The following is a 20,784-nucleotide window of genomic DNA, read 5'->3' as shown; positions in this document are numbered from 1 at the left end:
AAAATTTAAGAATTTTTCCCTACTTCCCCTACTTCCCCTACTTCCCCTACTTCCCCTACTTCCCCTGCTCCTCTACTCCACTCCTTTTCTACCCTGCGATTTGCTGAATTATCCTGATAGATAGAAGCTTTTAAGCTTTGTTCGGATATTTTTTGATGAAGTTTCACGAAAAATTTGTGTTGACTGTTACAATATTGTTAAGAAAAGTTGCCCGTTGCATTTTGGGAACGCGCATTGGGTTTTAACTCTCTTGAGAAGACAACGCAAAAAAAATTTTATAGACCAGCTGTGGGAGGCTGGTCTTTTTGTTTTTTAATCAGTGCGCTCTGATTTATCCAACTTTACCCCTATAGATTAGCCAAACATGTCTAAAAATAGTCAACGTGGACTAAAAGCACCCATCTTTACACCAATAACAATCGCTGAAATAGAGTTTCTGGATAAACAATAAACCCCTGAAAGCGTGAGCCTTCAGGGGTTTTAATGGTATGCCAGGAACCGGACTTGAACCGGTGACACGAGGATTTTCAGTCCTCTGCTCTACCAACTGAGCTATCCCGGCTGGGGCTTTTGTGAGCCACGATTAATAAATGTAGCAAACATCCAATAAAATAGCAAGCCCTTGGAGAAAAAAGATTTATGCGGCTTTCAAATTCAACTTAAACCAGATGAAAACGGCTACAAATAGTAGAAATTGAACAAGAACAATACTTGGTCCAGAAGCAAAATTGAAAATACCTGACACAATGATGCCAGCAATGCTGCTGATGGAACCAACTATCACCGACATAATTAGAAAACGGCTAAAGTGATGACTCATCAGTTTGGCGGTAGAGGCGGGAATAACCAAAAAGGCATTCACTAGTAAAACGCCAACAGCTTTAATCGCTACAGCAACGGCGAGTGAAAGCAAGACCACAAACACGTAGCGGTACAACTGGACGGGAATACCTTGAACTTGCGCTACATCGGGGTTAAGGGTTAATAAAATTTGCTGCCGCAGGGTTGATAGTAAAAATATGCTGCCTCCCACAAGTACTAGCAGCGTCAAAATCAAATCTGTGGTATCGATCGCTAGAATATCGCCGAATAGCACAGCCATCAAGTTGCCACGATATCCTTTAATTAGGCTAGTGAGAATCACACCGATCGCTAATGCCCCAGATAGCACTATGCTAAGGACGCTATCACTACCTAAATCGGTTTTGTCGATGAAGTAGAGGACAATAACCCCAAAAACCAACGTGAAAGGTAACAGCATCCAAGTCGGATTTATTTGTAGCAACACACCTAAAGCTACACCTACTAATGCTGCATGACCAACCGCGTGGCTGAAAAAGGACAACTGGCGCAAAGTGACAAAACTGCCTAACATCCCGCCAAGTATTCCCATTAACACAGCACCTACGATTGCACGCTGCATAAAGGGGAATGTTAACAAGCTTACCAAGTCATTGCTACTGGCGATCGCTAGCCTTGCTATCTGACAATCATTGAACAAATTCATACTTATGGACATTAACTAATTCTGGGAGTCTAATTACGAATTACGTTAGCGTAGCGGTAGCGACGTAGGAGCGTCATTACGAATTATTTTAATGTTGATGCTGGTAACGGCTAAAACCTGGGCCGTAGGTTGCTAACAAGTTTTGCGGTGAAAGGGCAATCTCTGGCTTACCAGTACAAACAATACTTTGGTTCAGGCAAAGCACGCGATCGCAATGGCGATTTACCATATCAATATCATGAGAAACTTGCAATACCGTCCAACCTTCCTGACGCTTTAATTCATTTAGCAAAGCGTAAAAATCTGCTGAACCTTGTACATCAACACCAGCAAAGGCTTCATCTAGTACCAAGAGTTTGCGAGGCATTACCAAACAGTAAGCCAATAAAACCCGCTTGAGTTGACCACCGCTAAGAGTACCAATAGCTTGATGCTGTAAATGATAAGCATCGGTTCGCCGTAAAGCTTCTGCTACGGCTGCCGATTTTTCTCGGTCTTGTCTCCACAGCTTGGAAAAAAATAAATCCCTTTTTTTCGCTTCCTTGTCCCATCCAAGTCCTACTAACTCGCTGACAGAAATGGGAAAGCTGCGGTCAAAAATGAAGTTTTGTGGCATATAGCCCAACAGATGACGTAAACGCCCCAGCCTTGCAATTGGACGACCTAAAACTTCAATCGTACCAGAACTGCGAGGTATCAAATCTAAAACCGCTTTTACCAGAGTACTTTTACCAGCACCATTGGGGCCGACTATAGCTGTATCTGTTCCTGGCAATAATTCAAAAGAAACATCTCGAACAGCTAGATAGCTTCCTTGATAGACAGTTAATCCTTCTACTTTCAAAATAGCAATGTTATTATTCATTATTTAAATTGATAAATTATGAGTTTTAACTCCTAACTCCTAACTCCTAACTCCTAACTTATTTACATGCAGTTTGCAGAGTTTGCAAGTTAGCTTTCATAGCCTTGAAATAATGCTGTGGATCTGTTTCGCCAGTTTCCAGAGAATCCAGAGGACGCAAAGTTAATTTTAAATCTTTGGAGAGGCTGGATAGAAGTTTGTTATCTACTCCTGGTTCGCTAAATAAAGCTTTAACTTTGTACTTTTTCACTGCATTGACTGCATTTTGCACATCCGTTGGTGAAAGTTGATCTTCGGGAATTTGTACCACAGCAACTTGCTTGAGGTTATAGCGTTGAGCTAAATATGGAAACGCATCATGAAAGGTAATAAAGGTACAACTAGGAGTTTTCTGCAAAGTCTGCTGAAATTCGCTGTTTAAACTTTCTAATTCTTTAATATAAGTCGCAGCATTCGCCTCATAAGTTGCTTTGTTCGCTGGGTCAGCAGCAATTAATCCATCCCGAATATTAGTTACCTGCTGTTTTGCCAAAACTGGATCTAACCAAACGTGAGGATTACCTTGGGCGTGTTCATGGTCGTGGTCTTCTTCCTCTTGGGCCGTTTTTACAACGGGTGAAATTTCATTTAAGGGTTTAATACCTTTACTAGCATCAATTTCAGCTAATTTCCTATTTTGGGCATTTTTGACAGTACTTTCCAGAAATTCCTCCAAACCTAAACCATTTTTTACTAACACATTCGCAGTTGCGATCGCTTTGACATTTTGTGGTGTCGCTTGGTATTCATGCACCTCCGTACCAGGTGGCACTAGAATTTCTACATCTGCCACATCTCCAGCTACTGCCTTAGTAAACAAATATATCGGCAAAAATGTTGTCACTACTTTAGTTTTTCCCGCCTGCATCGACGGCGTAGAAGCAGCTTCCTGTGCTTGCGGCGACTGTTCAAAAGCTGTTCCCTGATTCGGATTCGATTGGCTACAGCTAGCTATTGACAACATTAGCAGAGCAATTATAGACAAGATGCCGCTTCTTTGTCTGCCTGTTCTAAGTCCTCTGTAATTCATCATCACGGTATTTTCCCTTTAAAACGGATGCTTGTTCTGCCTCTGTCACAATTCCTATTGACAATGAGACTGATTATTGATTTTATACTATAATAATTCTCATTCTCATTCAAAGCACATCATATCATTCGGGGTTTCCTGTGTAATGAATAACAACAAAACTTTTTCAGATGTTACAGCCCTCTGCAATTTAGTTTTCCCTAAATAATTAGGATCTCTTGACTTCTTTTGTTAAAAAGTTTGCTTACTTCTGATAAGATTGTTGACAAATATTTTCATAAAATACACGTTTAAAAAAACGTGGTTTGGGTGTGAATTGGAGATCAGTGTGAGGGGAGAAATGCAAAAATTCTGTAAATATCTGCTAGTTAATCCAGTAGTCTGCGGTGTCATTCTATTTTTTAATACTGCTACGTTTGCAGGTGAAACATCCAACACGTCTGAAATCAATCAACCACAAGTTTTAGCTAATCCAGACATAAGAGCTACGAACATAGCGCCAGATCAGATAACGGCGCAAGTTACCTCAGTGTCTCAATTTTCCGACGTGCAACCCACCGACTGGGCATTCCAAGCATTGCAGTCTTTGGTTGAGCGCTATGGGTGTATTGCAGGATACCCAAACAGCACTTATCGTGGTAATCGGGCATTAACACGATATGAGTTTGCTGCTGGTTTGAATGCTTGTCTTGATCGGGTTAACGAATTAATTGCTACAGCCACCGGCGATTTAGTTAACAAACAAGATTTAGCCACATTACAAAAGCTGCAACAAGATTTTTCAGCCGAACTAGCAACACTGCGAGGTCGTGTGGATGCAGTAGAAGCACGCAGTGCTGAATTGGAGGCAAATCAGTTCTCAACCACAACCAAACTGCAAGGACAAGTTATCGCAGTCGTTAGCGATGTTTTGTCAGGAAATACAGTCAACGGTGCAGAAATTACAGACGAGAATACAACTTTAGGGGCACGAGCGCGGATAGAACTTGTGACCAGCTTCACAGGACAAGATACGCTGTTTACCAGAATCCAGGCTAATAATATTCTCAGCCCTAACATTGGTACACCAGAGGGCAACTTATTTTTTACTGGGGACGGTACTACTGATGCTGCCATAGATGCACTGTTCTACAGATTTCCCTTGGGCGAAAAAACAGAGGTTGTGGCTATTGCCAACGCAGGTGCAGCAGATGACCTTACCACTACTGTTAATATTTTTGACGGTGATGGTGCTTTTGGTGCTTTATCTACCTTTGGTACACGCAACCCAATTTATTATCAGATAGGCGGCGCGGGGTTGGGAGTAACGCACGAGTTCGGTGACAAATTGGCACTAAGTTTAGGGTATTTGAGTGGTACAGCTAATGACCCAACGCCCAATAATGGTTTGTTCAATGGTTCTTATGGTGCGCTGGCACAGTTGACTGTTAAACCAAGCGATCGCATTACTATTGGTTTAACTTACATCAATTCCTATAATCAACCACTATTCACAGGTAGCAATGCAGCAAATCTCGCACCCTTGGATTTAGATGGCGATGGTACATTAGATTCCCGATTTTCCAGTAATTCTTACGGTGTCCAAGCATCCATCGGCATCACTGATAATATCGTCTTAGGTGGTTGGGCTGGATACACCAACAGCCGCACATTAAATGGCGATCGTGGAGAGGTTGACATTTGGAACTATGCCGTCACTCTCGGCTTTCCCGACCTTGGTAGAGAAGGTAACTTAGCAGGTATCATCGCTGGTGTAGAGCCGAGAGTAACAAGTTCTAACATCGCAGGATTAGATAGAGATCAGGATACATCCTATCATCTTGAGGCGTTCTACCAGTATAAGCTGACTGACAATATCACCATTACCCCAGGAGTCATCTGGTTAACATCGCCAGATCATAACAATGACAACGATGATGTTGTGATTGGCGCACTGAGAACCACATTCAGTTTCTAATTTTCAAAATTTCTAAAGAAGACGCAAATTTAACTTTTGCGTCTTTTCTTTTGTGTGATATCAAAAATAAAACTCAATCCAAATGCTGGGCTTGATAAACTCAGGTTTGCACAGCAAATTCTTCTGGATCAATTCCCCAATTTACCCAGTGAATTGCTTCATGCGCTGAGTTCATATTCGGTGGAACTCGCAAGGCGTGAATAAATCCTGTACTGGGGCAAGTCATTTTTAATAAGTAAATTGCTTCTTCATCGACATCGTTATCTATTTTTAATAGAGTATATTCTTTCCAAAAATCTAATTCAATTGCCTGTAATTCTTGGCAAATTCCTGGCATTCATGTTGAGGATAAAGAATGTTGAGGACAGAGATACAGAAATCAAACTCAGTCATCCAGTCAACGTGTTCTTCAGGTTTAAAGCAGTCATGAAGTTGCGTTTCTATCCACCATGAAGAATCCTCTAGCTGCTCGTTTAATTGAGTACTAAAATTGTCAAGTAAGCTATTGAGCATTTCATGATTTAAGGAATGATCCGCCACTAAATAGAGACAGTTATTTAACTGTGTATGTACTTGGTCTCCAAGCTGTTGATTTAATTGACTCGAAAGTTCTTGAAAGAAATGACCTGAGAATAAGCTTCCTAAATTATTTGGTTCACGAAGGTAACTCTCGATTAATTGAGGTGACAGTCGTTTTAGCATCCAGTTGTAAGCTGCATAAGGGCTATCACAAAAAATAATTTCAGGCTGTTCAACATCCATTGCAACATAAGTAGCTTTTACCGCTTCGGCTGCTTTTTCCTTATCAATTCGCTCAGTTGAAAGCGCGATCGCTCTCCACTTTTCCCGATAAACTGGAATCAAAGCCTCTTGCTCAGGCGTTAACTTTTCAATCAGCGACATATCGCCAACCTTCAGGCTCGTATTCCCGTTGAATTTTCACCATCCAGTCACCTTGGAAAATAGAAATAGCTTAATGCTCCTCATGGGCAAGCAAGGCCGACTCTGAAAAGACACGCAAATAGAGTGTGCTATCTTTATCGTATAATTCTGCGTCTCCCTCAGTAATGCGATGCTTATGCCCCGTAACTTCGCCTTCTGCCAAAGTTAAGTGAGGTATTTTTTGTCCTTCAATTTGCTGCACAGGCAGTAAGATTACATCACCTTGGCGAATCGGTTTCATGGTTTTGCTTTCCTGACATGGGTACAAACCCACTTCGCTTTTGCTCTCAAGTTTGGTTTAATTTTGGCACAAGCTCTTAGGAATTTGGGCATTAGGCATTGGGCAATACAATAGTTATTCTCTTGTGCCCCATTCCGCACTCCCCACTCCCTACTCCCCAATGATATTTTGAAAACTGTAGTCGCCAATTATGCGTTAGATAAGTTAAAGATTGAAATAGCTGGAAATTCACACCCAGCGTTCTCCTCCTCTACCCTGTGGGACAGACTGGGCCATAAGTTCAGCAGATTTTATCCCAAGCAGGCAGTTTATGTGAGGATTAAATCACTGCCCTAAGCGTGACCTTTTATCTTGACAATTTGCAAAAATTAGCTCAATTTGACTGTTTAGCTTAGTAGCTCTTCTTTTTATTGAAATTTCCATGTCAACTCTCGTCATTGTCGAATCTCCAACCAAAGCTCGTACCATTCGCAACTACCTGCCAGCAGGCTATCGGGTGGAGGCGTCTATGGGTCATGTGCGTGACCTCCCCCAGTCGGCTAGTGAAATTCCTGCTGCCGTCAAAGGGGAATCATGGGCGCAGCTAGGGGTAAATGTGGACGCCGACTTTGAACCGGTGTATGTTGTCCCGAAAGACAAAAAGAAAATTGTTACCCAGCTCAAAGAAGCCCTCAAAGATGTAGATGAACTGATTCTGGCAACGGACGAAGACCGGGAAGGTGAAAGCATTAGTTGGCATTTATACCAATTGCTGAAGCCGAAAGTTCCGACTAAGCGGATGGTGTTTCATGAAATTACCCAAGAGGCGATCAAAAAAGCTCTGAAAAACTGCCGCAATATTGATGAGCAGTTGGTTCGCGCCCAAGAAACGCGGCGGATTTTAGATCGACTGGTGGGTTATACCCTGTCTCCCTTGCTATGGAAAAAAATCGCCTGGGGATTATCTGCTGGGCGAGTACAATCTGTAGCTGTCCGACTTTTAGTCACTAGGGAACGCCAACGCCGCGCTTTCCATGAGGGTACGTACTGGGATTTGAAAGCTAGTTTGTCAAAGGAAAAAACCCCCTTTGCTGCCCAGTTGGTAACATTAGCAGGAACCAAAATCGCTAACGGCAGTGATTTTGACGCAACGACGGGACAAATTACCGCAGGTCGCAATGTCTTGTTGCTAAACGAAGATCAAGCGGTAGCCCTCAAGGAACGCCTAACTGGGAAAACCTGGAATGTTATCGAGATGGAGGAACGCCCAGTGACGCGCAAACCGTCACCACCGTTTACCACCTCGACGTTGCAACAAGAATCTAACCGGAAATTGCGCCTCTCAGCCCGTGACACAATGCGGGTTGCCCAGAATTTGTACGAGCAGGGGTATATTACCTATATGCGGACAGATTCGGTGCATTTGTCAGATCAAGCGATCGCAGCTGCTCGGAGTTGTGTAGAAAAGCTCTACGGTCAACAATACCTTAGTCCCCAACCCCGGCAATACACCACCAAATCCAAAGGCGCACAAGAAGCGCACGAAGCAATTCGTCCAGCAGGTAGCACCTTCCGCACCCCTCAAGAAACTCCTTTGGGCGGTCGAGAACTTGCTATCTACGATTTGATTTGGAAGCGGACTGTAGCCTGTCAAATGGCTGATTCCCGCCAAACTCAAATTACCGTGCAATTACAAGTCGAGGACGCTGGATTTCGTTCTTCTGGCAAACGGATTGAATTTCCAGGATACTTACGTGCCTACGTCGAAGGTTCAGACGACCCCGAAGCAGCACTAGAAGACCAGGAAGTGATTTTGCCGAATTTGAAAGTAGGAGATCATCCCGATTGTACAGAGCTAGAAGCAGTTGGGCACGAAACCCAACCGCCAGCTAGATACACCGAAGCCACTTTGGTGAAAACCTTAGAAAGCGAAGGTATCGGTCGTCCCAGTACCTACGCCAGCATCATTGGCACAATCATTGACAAAGGTTATGCCCATTTGGTGAGTAACGCTCTTATTCCTACCTTCACCGCTTTCGCCGTCACCGACTTACTGGAAAAATATTTCCCGGACGTTGTTGATCCTAGTTTTACCTCAAAGATGGAGCAAACCCTGGATGACATTGCCACAGGTGAAGCGAAATGGCTACCCTACTTGCAGCAATTTTATCTGGGAGAGAAAGGGCTAGAAACCCTGGTAAGAGAACAGGAAAGTCAAATTGATGCCACCAAAGCTAGGACTGTAGAACTGGAGAATCTAGATGCCAAAGTCCGCATTGGCAAATATGGCCCATACATTGAAGTTGAAAATGGTGACGGAGTTATCACCGCTTCAATTCCCAAAGACTTGACACCAGCCGACCTCGACCCCAAACAGGTAGAAGTATTGCTGCGACAAAAAATCACAGGCCCTGACCAGGTAGGTCGGCATCCCGAAACTGGCGAACCGATTTATGTGAAAATTGGCGCCTATGGCCCTTATGTCCAATTGGGTGACAAAACCGACGAAAACCCCAAACCGAAACAAGCCTCCCTACTCAAAGGTGTTACCCCAGAAACCGTTACCCTGGAAATGGCTGTTGGTCTGTTGGCACTACCCCGGACATTGGGAGTTCATCCAGTCACTGGCGGCAAAATCCAAGCAAGTTTGGGGCGCTTTGGCCCTTATGTGGTTCATGACCAGGGTAAGGAGGGGAAAGACTACCGTTCTCTAAAAGCTGCTGATAATGTATTGACGATTAGCTTAGAACGTGCATTGGAATTATTGTCTGAACCCAAAAAAGGACGTAGTTCCACAAACAGCAAGTCCAAGGCAGCTTTACGCGAATTGGGTACACATCCAGATGATGAAGAAACAATTAACATTTACGATGGCCCATACGGCCCTTACATCAAGCATGGCAAAACTAATGTGAGTATACCAGAAGGTCAAACGGTAGAAAATATAACCCTGGCTGAGGCGCTGAACTTGTTGTCAGCTAAAGCATCAACAGGGAAATCGACTCGCAAAACGACTAAATCAACGACTTCCAAATCTAAGTCAACTGCTAAGTCAACAACCTCTACGAAAAAAAAGGGCGCAGAAGGTTAATTGCAAGTCAGCTAATTTTGAATTTTGGACTTCGACTTTGCTCAGTCGAACGATTTTGGATTTAAAGAATTTTGGGGTTCATTCCCCGCGCCTGGTAAGCGAAATAAATCTAAAATCTAAAAAACGCTCCTACGTCGCTCTAAGCGTACTCCTACGGAGAAGCAAGCTACGCATAGCGTCTCCAAGAGTTGCCATACCGTTGGCAGAGCCTCTCTAAGAGTTGGCTTTACGCTACGCTATCGTAAATCAATTCGTAGTCAAGAGTCCAAGTTCGATCCCTAACTCTTGACCCTTAATATCCATCCTTGATAGGATGCAGTTCAGTAGGTGCAAGTGTGATACTCTAAAAAGTAAGGGAAAACACAACGCCAAATTTTAGAAGTGGCTTATGTCCCAAACACGGGATTGTTTATCAGCCCGGTTGGAAGCCAGAGGTGCGAAAATATACCAATTTCTGCGTACCTGTTAATCAAAAATTGAGGTAGTATCTCAGGAGTCGTCAGTTCATGGACTATATAGAAAAGGTGCTGGAAAAGGTTAAGGAATTAGCACGGAGGCTAATTGAGAGCCTGTTTGGGCCAGAGGCAGAACCGGAACCGGAACTGATTCCGATTCCTGTAAACGATCGCTCGCGTCGTCGCCACTAATCTCAAAGTGCTCAACTCGACGTTGCAACCCTTAAGCATTCTGGCGCTGCATGGGCCAAACTTAAATTTGCTAGGACAGCGAGAACCAGGAATCTATGGTGCGTTGACTCTAGCTGAAATTAACCGCCTGTTAGAAGAAGAGGGATTCAAGATACAGGCGAAAGTTTTTTCTGTGCAGTCAAATCATGAAGGAATTTTGGTAGATACTATTCATGCCGCATTAGGACAACATCACGGGATTTTGATTAATGCAGGGGCATATACCCACACAAGTGTGGCATTGCGAGATGCGATCGCGGCTGTTAACTTGCCCACAGTCGAAGTACATCTAAGTAATATTTACCGTCGGGAAGATTTTCGGCATCATTCGTACATCGCTCCAGTAGCGATTGGGCAAATAAGTGGTTTTGGCGAACAAAGTTACTTGTTGGGCTTACAAGCTTTGGTGAATCATTTAAGAGTTAGGAGTTAGAAGTTAGGAATTAGGAATTGGTAGTTGGTAGTAAAGTTAGGAATTAGCAATATTTCATTAACTCCTGACTCCTCGCTTTTAACTAGATAATTTATGCGTTACTCTCCTATAAGTCGGTTTAGAGGTACTTTACTCGGAGCATTCCTGGGAGAAAGTTTAGGTACTGGTAATATAAAGTCTCAGAGTTACCTGGATTTGGGCAGAATGACGGTTCTAGGTACTGAGAGTTTGATTGTGTTTGGTAGATTAGATTTAGATGATTGGATAGCGCGTCAGCAACAAGAATCTCTTCATTTAGCAGCAACTGATAACATATCGATCAAAATAATTCTTGCGACACTACCAGTAGCACTTTTTTTTCACGAAAATCCGATTAAGCTTCGGGAAAACTTGCTGCATGTCCTAAAAATCTGGGAGGATGACCCAATAATAAGGGATGGAACGCTAGCAGTAGGATATGCGATCGCTCTTGCCTTAACTGAAAAACTTAACCCCCGAACCCTCATCCCACAAACAATTTCTTTTCTCGGGCAAACGCCGACATCAATACCAAAAAAATTATTAATAGTTCAGGATTTATTAGAGCAAGGGGCAGGATTATCAAGGGTGCAAGCTGAGTTTGCTAAAGAAGAACAGCTCAGTAGCACTATTGCTATGGCGTTCTACTGCTTTTTGAGTACCTTGGAAGACTTTCGGCTGGCAGTTTTGCAGGCTACTCACAATGGCAATTTCATGGAACATGCTACGCCTCTAAACTTACAGGCTACAGGTGCAATTACTGGTGCCTTGTCAGGAGCATATAACGGTATAGGCGGAATTCCGATAAATTGGCAAGTCTTGCTCTTACAGAGGAATTCTCCAAGATGGGGACTAACTAGCTTTTCCCAAATGTTAAAATTGGCGGATGCATTTGTGGCGGTGTGGTCGGGAGTGTATGATCTTACCTTAAATCCAAGGGAGTTAACTGAGGAGGAATGTGAGGTGGATTTGCTTTCAGTTTACGCAGCTCCTCGCGTTATTCGCTCGCGTTAATCCTATTTTTACCGAATAACTGTGTAGGTACTAAACACTGAAGACTACCAATCTAGCCAAAAACTAAAAAACTTATATACTAGAATTTTTCAGAAAAACTTTGGACTGATTCTGTAGGTAGCTATTGTGGCAAATCAGCTTTAATTAGGCTCCGTTACTGGAGTTGCGATAGCCGCTAATCAAACTTCCCTGATGATTGTCTTATTTTGAACCATCAAAGTCAGCAATTGCAGGCAGAAATAATGAAAATAAAGCAATTTTTGCAGTTCTTAACCCAGCAATTGACTAACTGGCGGCGACAGTACAAAGGACTACGCCGTAAGGGAAAGTTAATGAGAAGTCCCAATAGCAAAACCCATAGAAGGGAACTTCTAAGGACTGTGCTTAAGAATATAATTCTATTTTTATCAAAAACTAACGATAAAAGCGAGCGCCGAAAACAAGAAAGAGCGCTCCAGTCAAAAACAAAATCGGTCAAAACTAAGAGTACTATTTATACAGTTGCTTTAGATTGGGTACATGAACAGCGTTCCTTGGTAATTTTAGCGATCGCTCTAGTGTCCCTCACTGGCGTTATAGGGCATAAATTATACAACCAGACTCAAATTCAAGTAGGAAATCCCGCGCCCCAAACAATAACTGCGCCTTACACAGCTAACATCGAAGATCAGAAAAAAACAGAATCACAGCGCCAAGCCGTTAGTCAAACATCCTTACAGGTGTTGATGATTAATGTGCCAATGAACGAGCAAATCAACGAAAATTTGCAACGACTTCTAGATGATGGCAACGAAATTCGCGCCGTTGCTGGAGCTTTTCCTTTTTTTGATCCTCTAGTTTTGTCCATCTCTACCCAGCGTTACCTCCGCTCTTGTCCTGATTCGGAATGGCAAGCACTGCTAATAGCTGTAGAAAATACTAAAAATCAGCATCAGAAAGGAACAGGACAAACCACCGCCTCATCCGCACCCAATCAGGAACACCAACGGCGCACAACACCAACGCCACAGAAGACAAAGCCTGTTGATTTTTCTCAAAACACTGACTTTACTCAAGCAGTGGCAGAACTAGAATCTTACCGCCTCACTTCTAAGAAAAACTTGTCTTTAGTGATTTCCCAAATTTCCCAAGCACGGCAAAGATACACCCAAGCCACTGCCAAACTTTTACAGTTAGAGACTGTTACCCCAGAAGCAGTATATGAGGAATCCCTACTTTTGAATTTGTCAGATGAGGAGTGGGGAAAAACACAAATGGGAATTCATCAGAGTGCAGAGCGGATTCTCACCCAAGGTATCCCACAAGGACTGCCAAAAAATATCTTACAGGATGCGGTGAGTTTACAATTGCAGTCCTTTGTACCAGAATCCGCCGAATCTTTAGCAAAGAAGCTTTTGTTAGCTGTACTCAAGCCGAATCTGCAAAAAGATGAAGAACAAACCAGAGAAAACGCTCAAAAGGCTGCTGCTGGGGTGCCACCCGTGATGGTGAAGGTACGGTATGGTGAGGTGATTGTCAGAAAAGGAGCGCAGATTACTGCATGGAACTTTAAGGTGCTGGAGCATTATCACCTGGTTCGCCGCGAGGTAAAATGGCGCGAGTTAGTGAAGTTAGCAGGTGTAATTGCGATCGCCATTGGTATTTTTGTCTGGGTAGAACGGCATGTCAATTACGAATTGCGACAACGCGATCGCCTATTGGTGTTATTGCTGACTTTGAGTGTGCCAGCATTGGTAACGATGGGATTGCCTTATACCACCTGGAGTGCCCTTGGTTTATTGTTGGGAAGCTTTTACGGCCCCACTTTGGCGTTAACAGTTGTCGGACTGCTGTTGCCAATATTAGCTATTAGCTTGGATATAAGCAAGGCTGCGCTTTTAGCTTGTGTAGGGGGAGGAATATTAGGTAGTTACATAGCGCAACGATTGCGATCGCGTGAAGAATTAGCATTATTAGGTGTTGCGATCGCTTTAACTCAGGGCAGTATTTATCTGGTTGTTAAAATCTTAATTGGTCAAGCATTTGGTTCAACTTGGTATCTCGTCCTCCGAGAAGCCGGATTGTTTGCTTTATCCGGTTTAGGCTGGAGTGTTGTAGCTTTAGGCTTGAGTCCTTATCTAGAAAAAGTTTTCGATTTAGTTACCCCAATCCGTTTAGCGGAACTGGCGAACCCTAACCGCCCTTTATTAAAACGACTCGCTACTGAAACTCCTGGAACTTTTCAACATACGCTGCTTGTCGCTACCCTTGCCGAAGCTGCTGCCAAACAACTAGGATGCAATGTTGAACTAGTCAGGGCTGGCACACTATATCACGATATTGGCAAAATGCACGACCCTCTTGGATTTATTGAAAATCAAATGGGAGGGCCGAATAAACATGATACAGAGATTAAAGATCCTTGGAAGAGTGCAGAAATTATCAAAAAGCACGTAACGGAAGGGTTAGTGATGGCGCGTAAACACCTTTTGCCGACAGCAATTCAAGCTTTTATTCCAGAGCATCAGGGAACGATGCTGATTGCCTATTTCCATCATCAAGCCCAGCAAATGGCGCAGGCAGATCCAAGTTTAACAGTAGACGATGCAGATTTTCGTTACGATGGCCCGATTCCTCAATCACGGGAAACAGGAATTGTCATGTTAGCAGATTCTTGCGAAGCAGCGCTGCGATCGCTTGAAGCATCGGCTAAACCTCTGGGAGAAAAGCGATCGCTTAAAGATGTTTCGACTGAACAAGCTTTAACTATGCTAAATAATATTCTGCGTGCCAAATGGCAAGACAATCAACTCGTAGATTCAGGATTAACACGAGAAGAAATGTCAAAAATTGCCCAGATATTTGTAGATGTTTGGCAGCAATTTCATCACAAACGGATTGCTTATCCTAAGTTGAAGGCTAATGGTGCTGTGCGAAATTCGTAATTAAGAAACTTAGTACAGCTTTGCGTAATAATTGTAGCGTTTTTAATGCAAGGGGACGCATTGCCATTGTTAGTCTATGCGTTGCCATTGTCAGCCGATGCATTGGCGTTGTCAGTCGATGCGTTGGCATTGTCAGTTGATGCGTTGGCATTGTCAGCCGATGCGTTGGCATTGTCAGTCGATGCGTTGGCATTGTCAGTCGATGCATTGGCATTGTCAGATTTAATTCGTTACAAATTAATGAAATGCTGTATTTAGCTTTAATCTCGTTTCTGACTTTTCACGTTATCTGGAAAAACTAACGCGAAACCTAATCCCCCAACCCCCTTCCCTGGTAAGGAAGCTACGGTGTACACACAAGTCTTTTGACCTGCACCTTTGTTGCATCGATGTTTTTTTACCTTGTATGTACACCGTAGGGTAAGCAAGGGGGAGAATTCAAAGCCTCTCTCCTGCAAAAACAGAGGTTTTCCAGATCCCGTGAAAAGTCAGAGTCGTTTGGTGTTTGGAACTCAAAGTTTGTTGTTCCAAGCGAACTACGCTTGGATAATAAAATCAGATGCCTTGAGAATTGGCGCACCAGTTAGAGTCACAAATAGACCACCGGTGCCGAAACCAGCCGTGCTGCCATTTTCGTTGTAGAACAACTGCCCACTCACAGCATCGTAGACAATTGTCGCCGTGCTAGTCCCCGCAGAAGAAGTGATTTCAAAATCACTCTCGTTACTAAAACCTATTCCCGCAACAGAAGTAATTGTATTAAAGGTAGCCTTATCCAGTACAATCTTGTCACTTTGTGTAGTGGCTGCAAAAAATCCACTGTAGAACCCACTAATGCTATCTAGACCAACATCAGTACTGTTAAAAGGAGCATCGGTATTGTAAAGGAATCTGTCAACACCCTCACCACCTATGAGTACGTCATTGCCAGCACCGCCAACCAGAGTATCATCGCCAGCACCACCGATGAGGGTATCATTACCAGTTCCACCCCGTAGCAAATCATTGCCACTATTGCCGTTGATGATGTCATCACCTCCCTGACCATTAATCACATCGCCGGAGTCTTTAAAACCCGTAATGTTATTGTTAAGGTCATTGAGGAATGTAACGATGTTCGTCGGGTTAAATAGCTCAGTTTGAGTGGAGTTGGCATCGAAGACATCAAAACTGTCAACGATGCCTCTCTGGTTGTCAAACAGGATATTGCCAATAGCTGGGCTGACATCAGATGCTGGTAAATTATTCAGCTTTTCTAACTGGAAGTTTTCTAGAATGATTTTGGTATTGCTTGTATTTTCAAAAGTGAGTTCTAGATTGTTGCCATTTTGATTTAATTGCAGATTTTTAGCAGTCAATCCTAATCTAGTAAAATCCAAGGTATCAACTTCAGCAATTACCGCCGTTGATGGATTTAAAGTATCAACTTCAGCAATTGCCGCCGTTGATGAATTTGAATCAATACCTACGGTACCTACGCCGCCAAAGTCGGTTATGGTGTCGATGCCATCGCCTCTTGAGAAGATGAATGTGTCTCGACCACCACTACCAGTGAGCTTGTCGTTACCAGCTTTGCCCTCGATGACATTGTTGTTGAATGTGCCGATGAGGATATCTGCATCAGGCGTGCCCGTGATCAATTTCTGGACACTACCCAAAGTGGTGGTTGCTACTGCACTGGTGTTACTCACATCTTGGCCGTCATCGACGACAAACTCAATTGTGGTGTTAACAGTGGTAGCTGTACTGTTGTAGGTAACGCTGCTGAGGACTTGTCGATAATTGGCAATGGTATCCGTACCACTAAGAGTGAGAGCGCCTGTAATGGGGTTGTAGGTAGAGGTGATGTTGCCGATGGCAGTGGCATTGAGACTCTCGGTTGCGCCATTCAAGAGATTGGTAATGGTGATGGTGGCACCAGCTAGGGTACTGCCATTGTCGCCGAGGGTGAAGTTGCTATCGATGATGGAGACGGGAGTACCGCTAAAGGTAGTGCTAAAATCAATACCCTCTGAGTTGCCGTTGAGGTCGAGAACGGGGGTGCGGTTGCCAAACACGACATAGGTTTGCCCTGAGCTAATGTCGTTGGGGTCGGCAAAGGGTGCTGCGATAATCAAGTCATCAATACCGTCGCCGTTGATATCTCCGGCACTGCTAAGAGAGTAGCCGGAACGGTCATCTGAATTGATACCGTTGATGGCAAAGCCATTTGTGCCGTTGAGGTTGAAGAGGTTGAGTTGGGCACCAAAACCCTCTTTTCTGCCAAACACCACGTAGCTTTGCCCTGAATTGGTGCCGTTGGGGTCGGCAAAGGGTGCTGCGATAATCAGGTCATCAATGCTGTCGCCGTTGATATCTCCGGCACTGCTGACAAAACTGCTGAAGAAGCCGTCACCTTTATTGAAGCCGTTGATGGTGAAACCATTAGTGCCGTTGAGGGTGGAGAGGTTGAATTGGGCAGCAAAACTTTCCTTGCTGCCAAACACCACGTAGGTTTGCCCTGAATTGTCGCCGTTGCCGTCGGCAAAGGGTGCCCCAATGATCAGGTCGTCAATACCGTCGCCGTTGATGTCTCCGGCACTGCTAACAGAGTTGCCTAAAGAGTCATCTTCATTGATACCGTTGATGGTGAAACCATTAGTGCCGTTGAGGGTGGAGAGGTTGAGTTGGGCATCAAAACCCCCCTTGCTGCCAAACACCACGTAGGTTTGCCCTGAGATAATGTCGTTGGGGTCGGCAGAAGGTGCCCCAATAATCAGGTCGTCAATGCCGTCGCCGTTGATGTCCCCGGCACTGCTAACAGAGTTGCCTAAGGAGTCCTCTTCATTAATACCGTTGATGGTGAAACCATTAGTGCCGTTGAGGGTGGTGAGGTCGAATTGGGCAGTAAAACTTTCTTTACTACCAAACACCACATAGCTTTGCCCTGAAGAGGTACCGTTGGGTTCGGCAAAGGGTGCCCCGATAATCAGGTCGTCAACACCGTCGCCGTTGATGTCTCCGGCACTGCTAACAGAGTTGCCTAAGGAGTCATATTGATTGATGCCGTTGATGGTGAAACCATTAGTGCCATTGAGGGTGGAGAGGTTGAATTGGGCAGCAAAATTTTCCTTGCTGCCAAACACCACGTAGGTTTGCCCTGAGGTGATGCCGTTGGGGGAAGCACCATCTGCCCCGATAATCAGGTCATCAATGCCGTCGCCGTTGATGTCTCCGGCACTGCTAATAGAGTTGCCTGAACGGTCATCTGGATTGATGCCGTTGATGGCAAAGCCTGACGTGCCGTTGAGGGTGGAGAGGTAGAATTGGGCATCAAAACTTTCCTTGCTGCCAAACACCACGTAGGTTTGCCCTGAGGAGTTGCCGTTGGGTTCGGCAAAGGGTGCCCCAATGATCAGGTCGTCTAGACCGTCACCGTTGATGTCTCCGGCACTGCTAATAGAGTTGCCTGAACGGTCATCTGGATTGATGCCGTTGATGGCAAATCCCGACGTGCCGTTGAGGTTAGATAAGTTGAAAACTGAATTTGCCATGAGTTCGTCCTTTTGTTTGAAAAGTAAAATTTTGATGTTTGGAACTCGAAGTTTGGTGTTCTGAGCTTTAACTTCGGTTGTTTGGAACTCGGAATTTGGTACGAATTGTGACAACGCGATCGCTCGAAGCATCGGCTAAACCTCTGGCAGAGAAGCCAATACGGTTCGGATAAGCAGGGGAGGCAAGAGGGTATATGTTCAGTCATTCTTCTCTCCCCGTGCTTGCCTCAACCAAGCTTAACCGAACAGTACTAGGAGAGAAGCGATCGATATTAAATCTCTAATCTTCAGTACGTCGCACACCAGCCAAAATAAAATTAACTGCTGCTTGAGTATGCTGCTCAATCATTTCTGGACTCAGTAATTGCAAATCGGGTTTAGTATGCTTGATGTTTTCGTAAGCGTTGAAGTATAAATTACAAACCCCAATAATATGTAGGGTGGTGAGAAATGGATCGATCTTACGGAAACAACCTTCAGCCATCCCCCGTTCTAAAATCTTGATGAGATAGCTAAAATTCTCTTGCCAATTCCCCTGTTTGAAATACTTTCCCTGATTTTGGTTTGCTTCTTGAAACCAAAGCATTCCTCTGTGCGGGTGAGCAGCTTCATAAGCGATCGCTCCTTTGACAAGTACCTTCAATGCCTCCTCTGGTGGGAACTGATCCAAATTTAGCTGCTCAAACCCTTCGTGCATCTCCACCGCCGGACGTTGCAGAACAGCTTCATATAGTCCTTCCTTGCTCTGGAAGTAGTAGTAAATCATCGCTTTGGTGACACCTGCACCTCTAGCGATCGCTTCTGTCCGCGCCCCACTAAGTCCATTTCTGGCAAACTCCGCTTCCGCCGCATCAAGAATCTGCTTTTTCGTCGCTTCTGCATCGCGCACCTGAGGCGTATCCTCGGCAAAAACCAAAAATTAGATTGCCAAATGAAGAGATTATGTTCTATGCAGAAAAACTCTACCGCCAGTGGTAATTTAGATTTGCAAAACCTAACTGCGCTTTACAATTAAGTAGATACTGTAGCTAATTACTGCTGGAGGTACTCAAATATGCGACAGCTAAAATCCGCCGAGGAAATGCCTGGTAGCTATGGCTTACCCCTCTTGGGGGAGACTTTGGAAATATTTCAGGATTCAGAGTTGTATTTGTGGCGACGATTCCAGCAGTATGGTTCAGTTTTTAAGACGAGCGTCATGGGGCGTAAACGTGCTTATTTAATTGGCCCTGATGCTAATCGGCTGGTGCTGGTGGAACAGGCGGAACACATGTCATCGCGGATAGGATGGTATTTCTTAGAATCAACATTTGGCAATAATATTTTATTACAAGATGGGGAAGAACATCGCCTAACTCGTCGCTTAATGTATCCAGCATTTCACGGAAAAGCGATCGCTACATATTTCGACACCATCCAAAATATTGTGCAAGACTTCCTCAAAAATTGGGGACAGAGAACGATTCCCTTAAATTCTAGTTTCCGCCAGCTTACCCTGATGGTTGCTACTCGCCTGTTTTTGGGAAGTCAGAACAAGAGCGAAGTTGAGCAAACCAGTCAGTGGTTTACACAACTGCTAGATGGCAGTATGACGATATTCAAATTGAATGTCCCTTTTACTTTATATGGCCGCGGTCAAAATGCTAGGGGTAATTTAGTGGCTTTCTTGCGTCAAGTAATCGCACAGCGTATCGAGAAAGGTAACTTAGAAGAATCAAAAGATGTTTTGGGATTGCTGCTAGCAGCTGTTGATGAAGACGGGAATAAATTCAGCGAAGCACAGATAATCAACGAGGCATTACTACTCCTGTTTGCTGGACACGAGACGACAGCCTCTTTGCTGAGTTGGGTAATATTTGAACTAGGTAATCATCCCGAATGGCGAGAGCGACTGCGCCAAGAACAATTAGCAGTTGTGGGAAATAATCCCCTTAATCTGTCTCATCTCAAACAACTTCCAGATTTAACCAACGTTTTAAAAGAAGTAGAACGGCTTTATCCGCCAGTGTATGCCTATAATCGTGGAGTCCTCAAAGATATTGAGTATGCAGGTTATCGCATCCCAGCAGGTTGGTTTGTGACTATCTCGCCGATGTTGACTCACCGTCTACCAGAACTGTATACCGATCCCGATCGCTTTGACCCCGATCGCTTTGCACCACATCGTGAAGAAGATAAGAAACATCCTTTAGCACTAATGGGTTTTGGTTATGGTTCGCACCGATGTTTAGGCATGGAATTTGCCCAAATGGAAATGAAAATCGTGCTTTCCACACTGCTTCGCCATTATGACTGGACAGTAAAACCTGATTATTCTGCGATCGCTCCAATTCGTCAGCCTTCTAAAGTTAAAGATACTCTAGAAGCATATATTGATCCTTTAGTGATAGAACAGCCCTTGAAGAGTCAAACATAAATCTTTGATGAAACAAATCGATTTTCCGCATCTAGCATGAAATCGTAGGTATTTAGAAAATCAGACTGCCACTTTTCAGGTTTTTGGCAAATTGCGAGTGGAAGCTGAG

The 20,784-nt window shown here is 44.1% G+C and carries 17 protein-coding genes and 1 tRNA gene; 8 read left to right on the top strand and 10 right to left on the bottom strand.

Annotated elements, in window-relative coordinates:
- Positions 1-5 precede the first annotated feature (5 nt).
- The 5 genes from LC608_RS27340 to LC608_RS27320 all read right to left on the bottom strand — a co-directional run bounded on the left by LC608_RS27340 (position 6) and on the right by LC608_RS27320 (position 3,441).
- Complete coding sequence (locus tag LC608_RS27340; protein WP_229556575.1) at positions 6-167, bottom strand: hypothetical protein; 162 nt, start codon at positions 165-167, stop codon at positions 6-8.
- A 322-nt stretch (positions 168-489) separates the two neighbouring features.
- Positions 490-562: transfer RNA gene (locus LC608_RS27335), tRNA-Phe, on the bottom strand.
- 75 nt (positions 563-637) lie between these two features.
- Entirely contained in the window at positions 638-1,507 is an 870-nt protein-coding gene (locus LC608_RS27330) for a metal ABC transporter permease (protein WP_229556574.1), read from the bottom strand.
- Between the two features lie 88 nt (positions 1,508-1,595).
- On the bottom strand, positions 1,596-2,372 hold the full coding sequence (locus LC608_RS27325) for a metal ABC transporter ATP-binding protein (RefSeq protein WP_229556573.1): 777 nt from the start codon (positions 2,370-2,372) through the stop codon (positions 1,596-1,598).
- 58 nt (positions 2,373-2,430) lie between these two features.
- Positions 2,431-3,441 carry a metal ABC transporter substrate-binding protein gene (locus tag LC608_RS27320; RefSeq protein ID WP_229556608.1) on the bottom strand — a complete coding sequence of 337 codons (1,011 nt, stop codon included), beginning with the start codon at positions 3,439-3,441 and terminating at the stop codon, positions 2,431-2,433.
- A 340-nt stretch (positions 3,442-3,781) separates the two neighbouring features.
- On the opposite strand from LC608_RS27320, the gene LC608_RS27315 reads away from it, so the two are divergent.
- The gene (locus LC608_RS27315) at positions 3,782-5,398 is read left to right on the top strand and encodes an iron uptake porin (RefSeq protein WP_229556572.1); all 1,617 of its coding nucleotides are present in this window, start codon (positions 3,782-3,784) and stop codon (positions 5,396-5,398) included.
- Between the two features lie 100 nt (positions 5,399-5,498).
- On the opposite strand, the gene LC608_RS27310 is transcribed toward LC608_RS27315, so the two are convergent.
- The 3 genes from LC608_RS27310 to LC608_RS27300 form a co-directional block, all read right to left on the bottom strand.
- Positions 5,499-5,735 (bottom strand): hypothetical protein, encoded by a 237-nt coding sequence (locus LC608_RS27310; protein WP_229556571.1) that lies wholly within the window; start codon positions 5,733-5,735, stop codon positions 5,499-5,501.
- On the bottom strand, positions 5,696-6,301 hold the full coding sequence (locus tag LC608_RS27305; protein ID WP_229556570.1) for a hypothetical protein: 606 nt from the start codon (positions 6,299-6,301) through the stop codon (positions 5,696-5,698). The genes LC608_RS27310 and LC608_RS27305 overlap by 40 nt, the downstream gene beginning before the upstream one ends.
- A 70-nt stretch (positions 6,302-6,371) precedes the next feature.
- Entirely contained in the window at positions 6,372-6,581 is a 210-nt protein-coding gene (locus LC608_RS27300; protein ID WP_229556569.1) for a hypothetical protein, read from the bottom strand.
- A gap of 421 nt (positions 6,582-7,002) precedes the next feature.
- Here LC608_RS27300 and topA point away from each other — a divergent pair, with 421 nt between their 5' ends.
- The 6 genes from topA to LC608_RS27270 all read left to right on the top strand — a co-directional run bounded on the left by topA (position 7,003) and on the right by LC608_RS27270 (position 14,984).
- Entirely contained in the window at positions 7,003-9,651 is a 2,649-nt protein-coding gene (gene topA, locus LC608_RS27295) for a type I DNA topoisomerase (RefSeq protein WP_229556568.1), read from the top strand.
- Positions 9,652-10,157: 506 nt separating this feature from the next.
- A complete protein-coding gene (locus LC608_RS27290; protein ID WP_229465963.1) occupies positions 10,158-10,298 on the top strand; it encodes a hypothetical protein in 141 nt (46 codons plus the stop codon).
- A gap of 22 nt (positions 10,299-10,320) precedes the next feature.
- Entirely contained in the window at positions 10,321-10,770 is a 450-nt protein-coding gene (aroQ, locus tag LC608_RS27285; RefSeq protein ID WP_229556607.1) for a type II 3-dehydroquinate dehydratase, read from the top strand.
- 93 nt (positions 10,771-10,863) lie between these two features.
- Complete coding sequence (locus LC608_RS27280; RefSeq protein ID WP_229556567.1) at positions 10,864-11,802, top strand: ADP-ribosylglycohydrolase family protein; 939 nt, start codon at positions 10,864-10,866, stop codon at positions 11,800-11,802.
- 242 nt (positions 11,803-12,044) lie between these two features.
- Positions 12,045-14,726, top strand: a complete 2,682-nt coding sequence (locus tag LC608_RS27275; RefSeq protein ID WP_229556566.1) for an HD family phosphohydrolase — start codon at positions 12,045-12,047, stop codon at positions 14,724-14,726.
- A gap of 45 nt (positions 14,727-14,771) precedes the next feature.
- Positions 14,772-14,984, top strand: a complete 213-nt coding sequence (locus tag LC608_RS27270; protein ID WP_229556565.1) for a hypothetical protein — start codon at positions 14,772-14,774, stop codon at positions 14,982-14,984.
- A 278-nt stretch (positions 14,985-15,262) separates the two neighbouring features.
- Here LC608_RS27270 and LC608_RS27265 read toward each other — a convergent pair whose 3' ends face one another.
- Both LC608_RS27265 and LC608_RS27260 read right to left on the bottom strand, forming a co-directional pair.
- Positions 15,263-18,391 (bottom strand): hypothetical protein, encoded by a 3,129-nt coding sequence (locus LC608_RS27265; RefSeq protein ID WP_229556564.1) that lies wholly within the window; start codon positions 18,389-18,391, stop codon positions 15,263-15,265.
- Between the two features lie 148 nt (positions 18,392-18,539).
- Positions 18,540-19,175, bottom strand: coding sequence for a TetR/AcrR family transcriptional regulator (locus LC608_RS27260; RefSeq protein WP_229556563.1), 636 nt, complete (start codon positions 19,173-19,175; stop codon positions 18,540-18,542).
- 138 nt (positions 19,176-19,313) lie between these two features.
- On the opposite strand from LC608_RS27260, the gene LC608_RS27255 reads away from it, so the two are divergent.
- A complete protein-coding gene (locus LC608_RS27255; protein ID WP_229556562.1) occupies positions 19,314-20,675 on the top strand; it encodes a cytochrome P450 in 1,362 nt (453 codons plus the stop codon).
- Positions 20,676-20,784 lie beyond the last annotated feature (109 nt).

This window comes from Nostoc sp. XA010, assembly GCF_020829625.1.
In the GTDB taxonomy this organism is placed as follows: Bacteria; Cyanobacteriota; Cyanobacteriia; order Cyanobacteriales; family Nostocaceae; genus Nostoc.
This window is presented reverse-complemented; position numbering and strand designations above follow the sequence as displayed.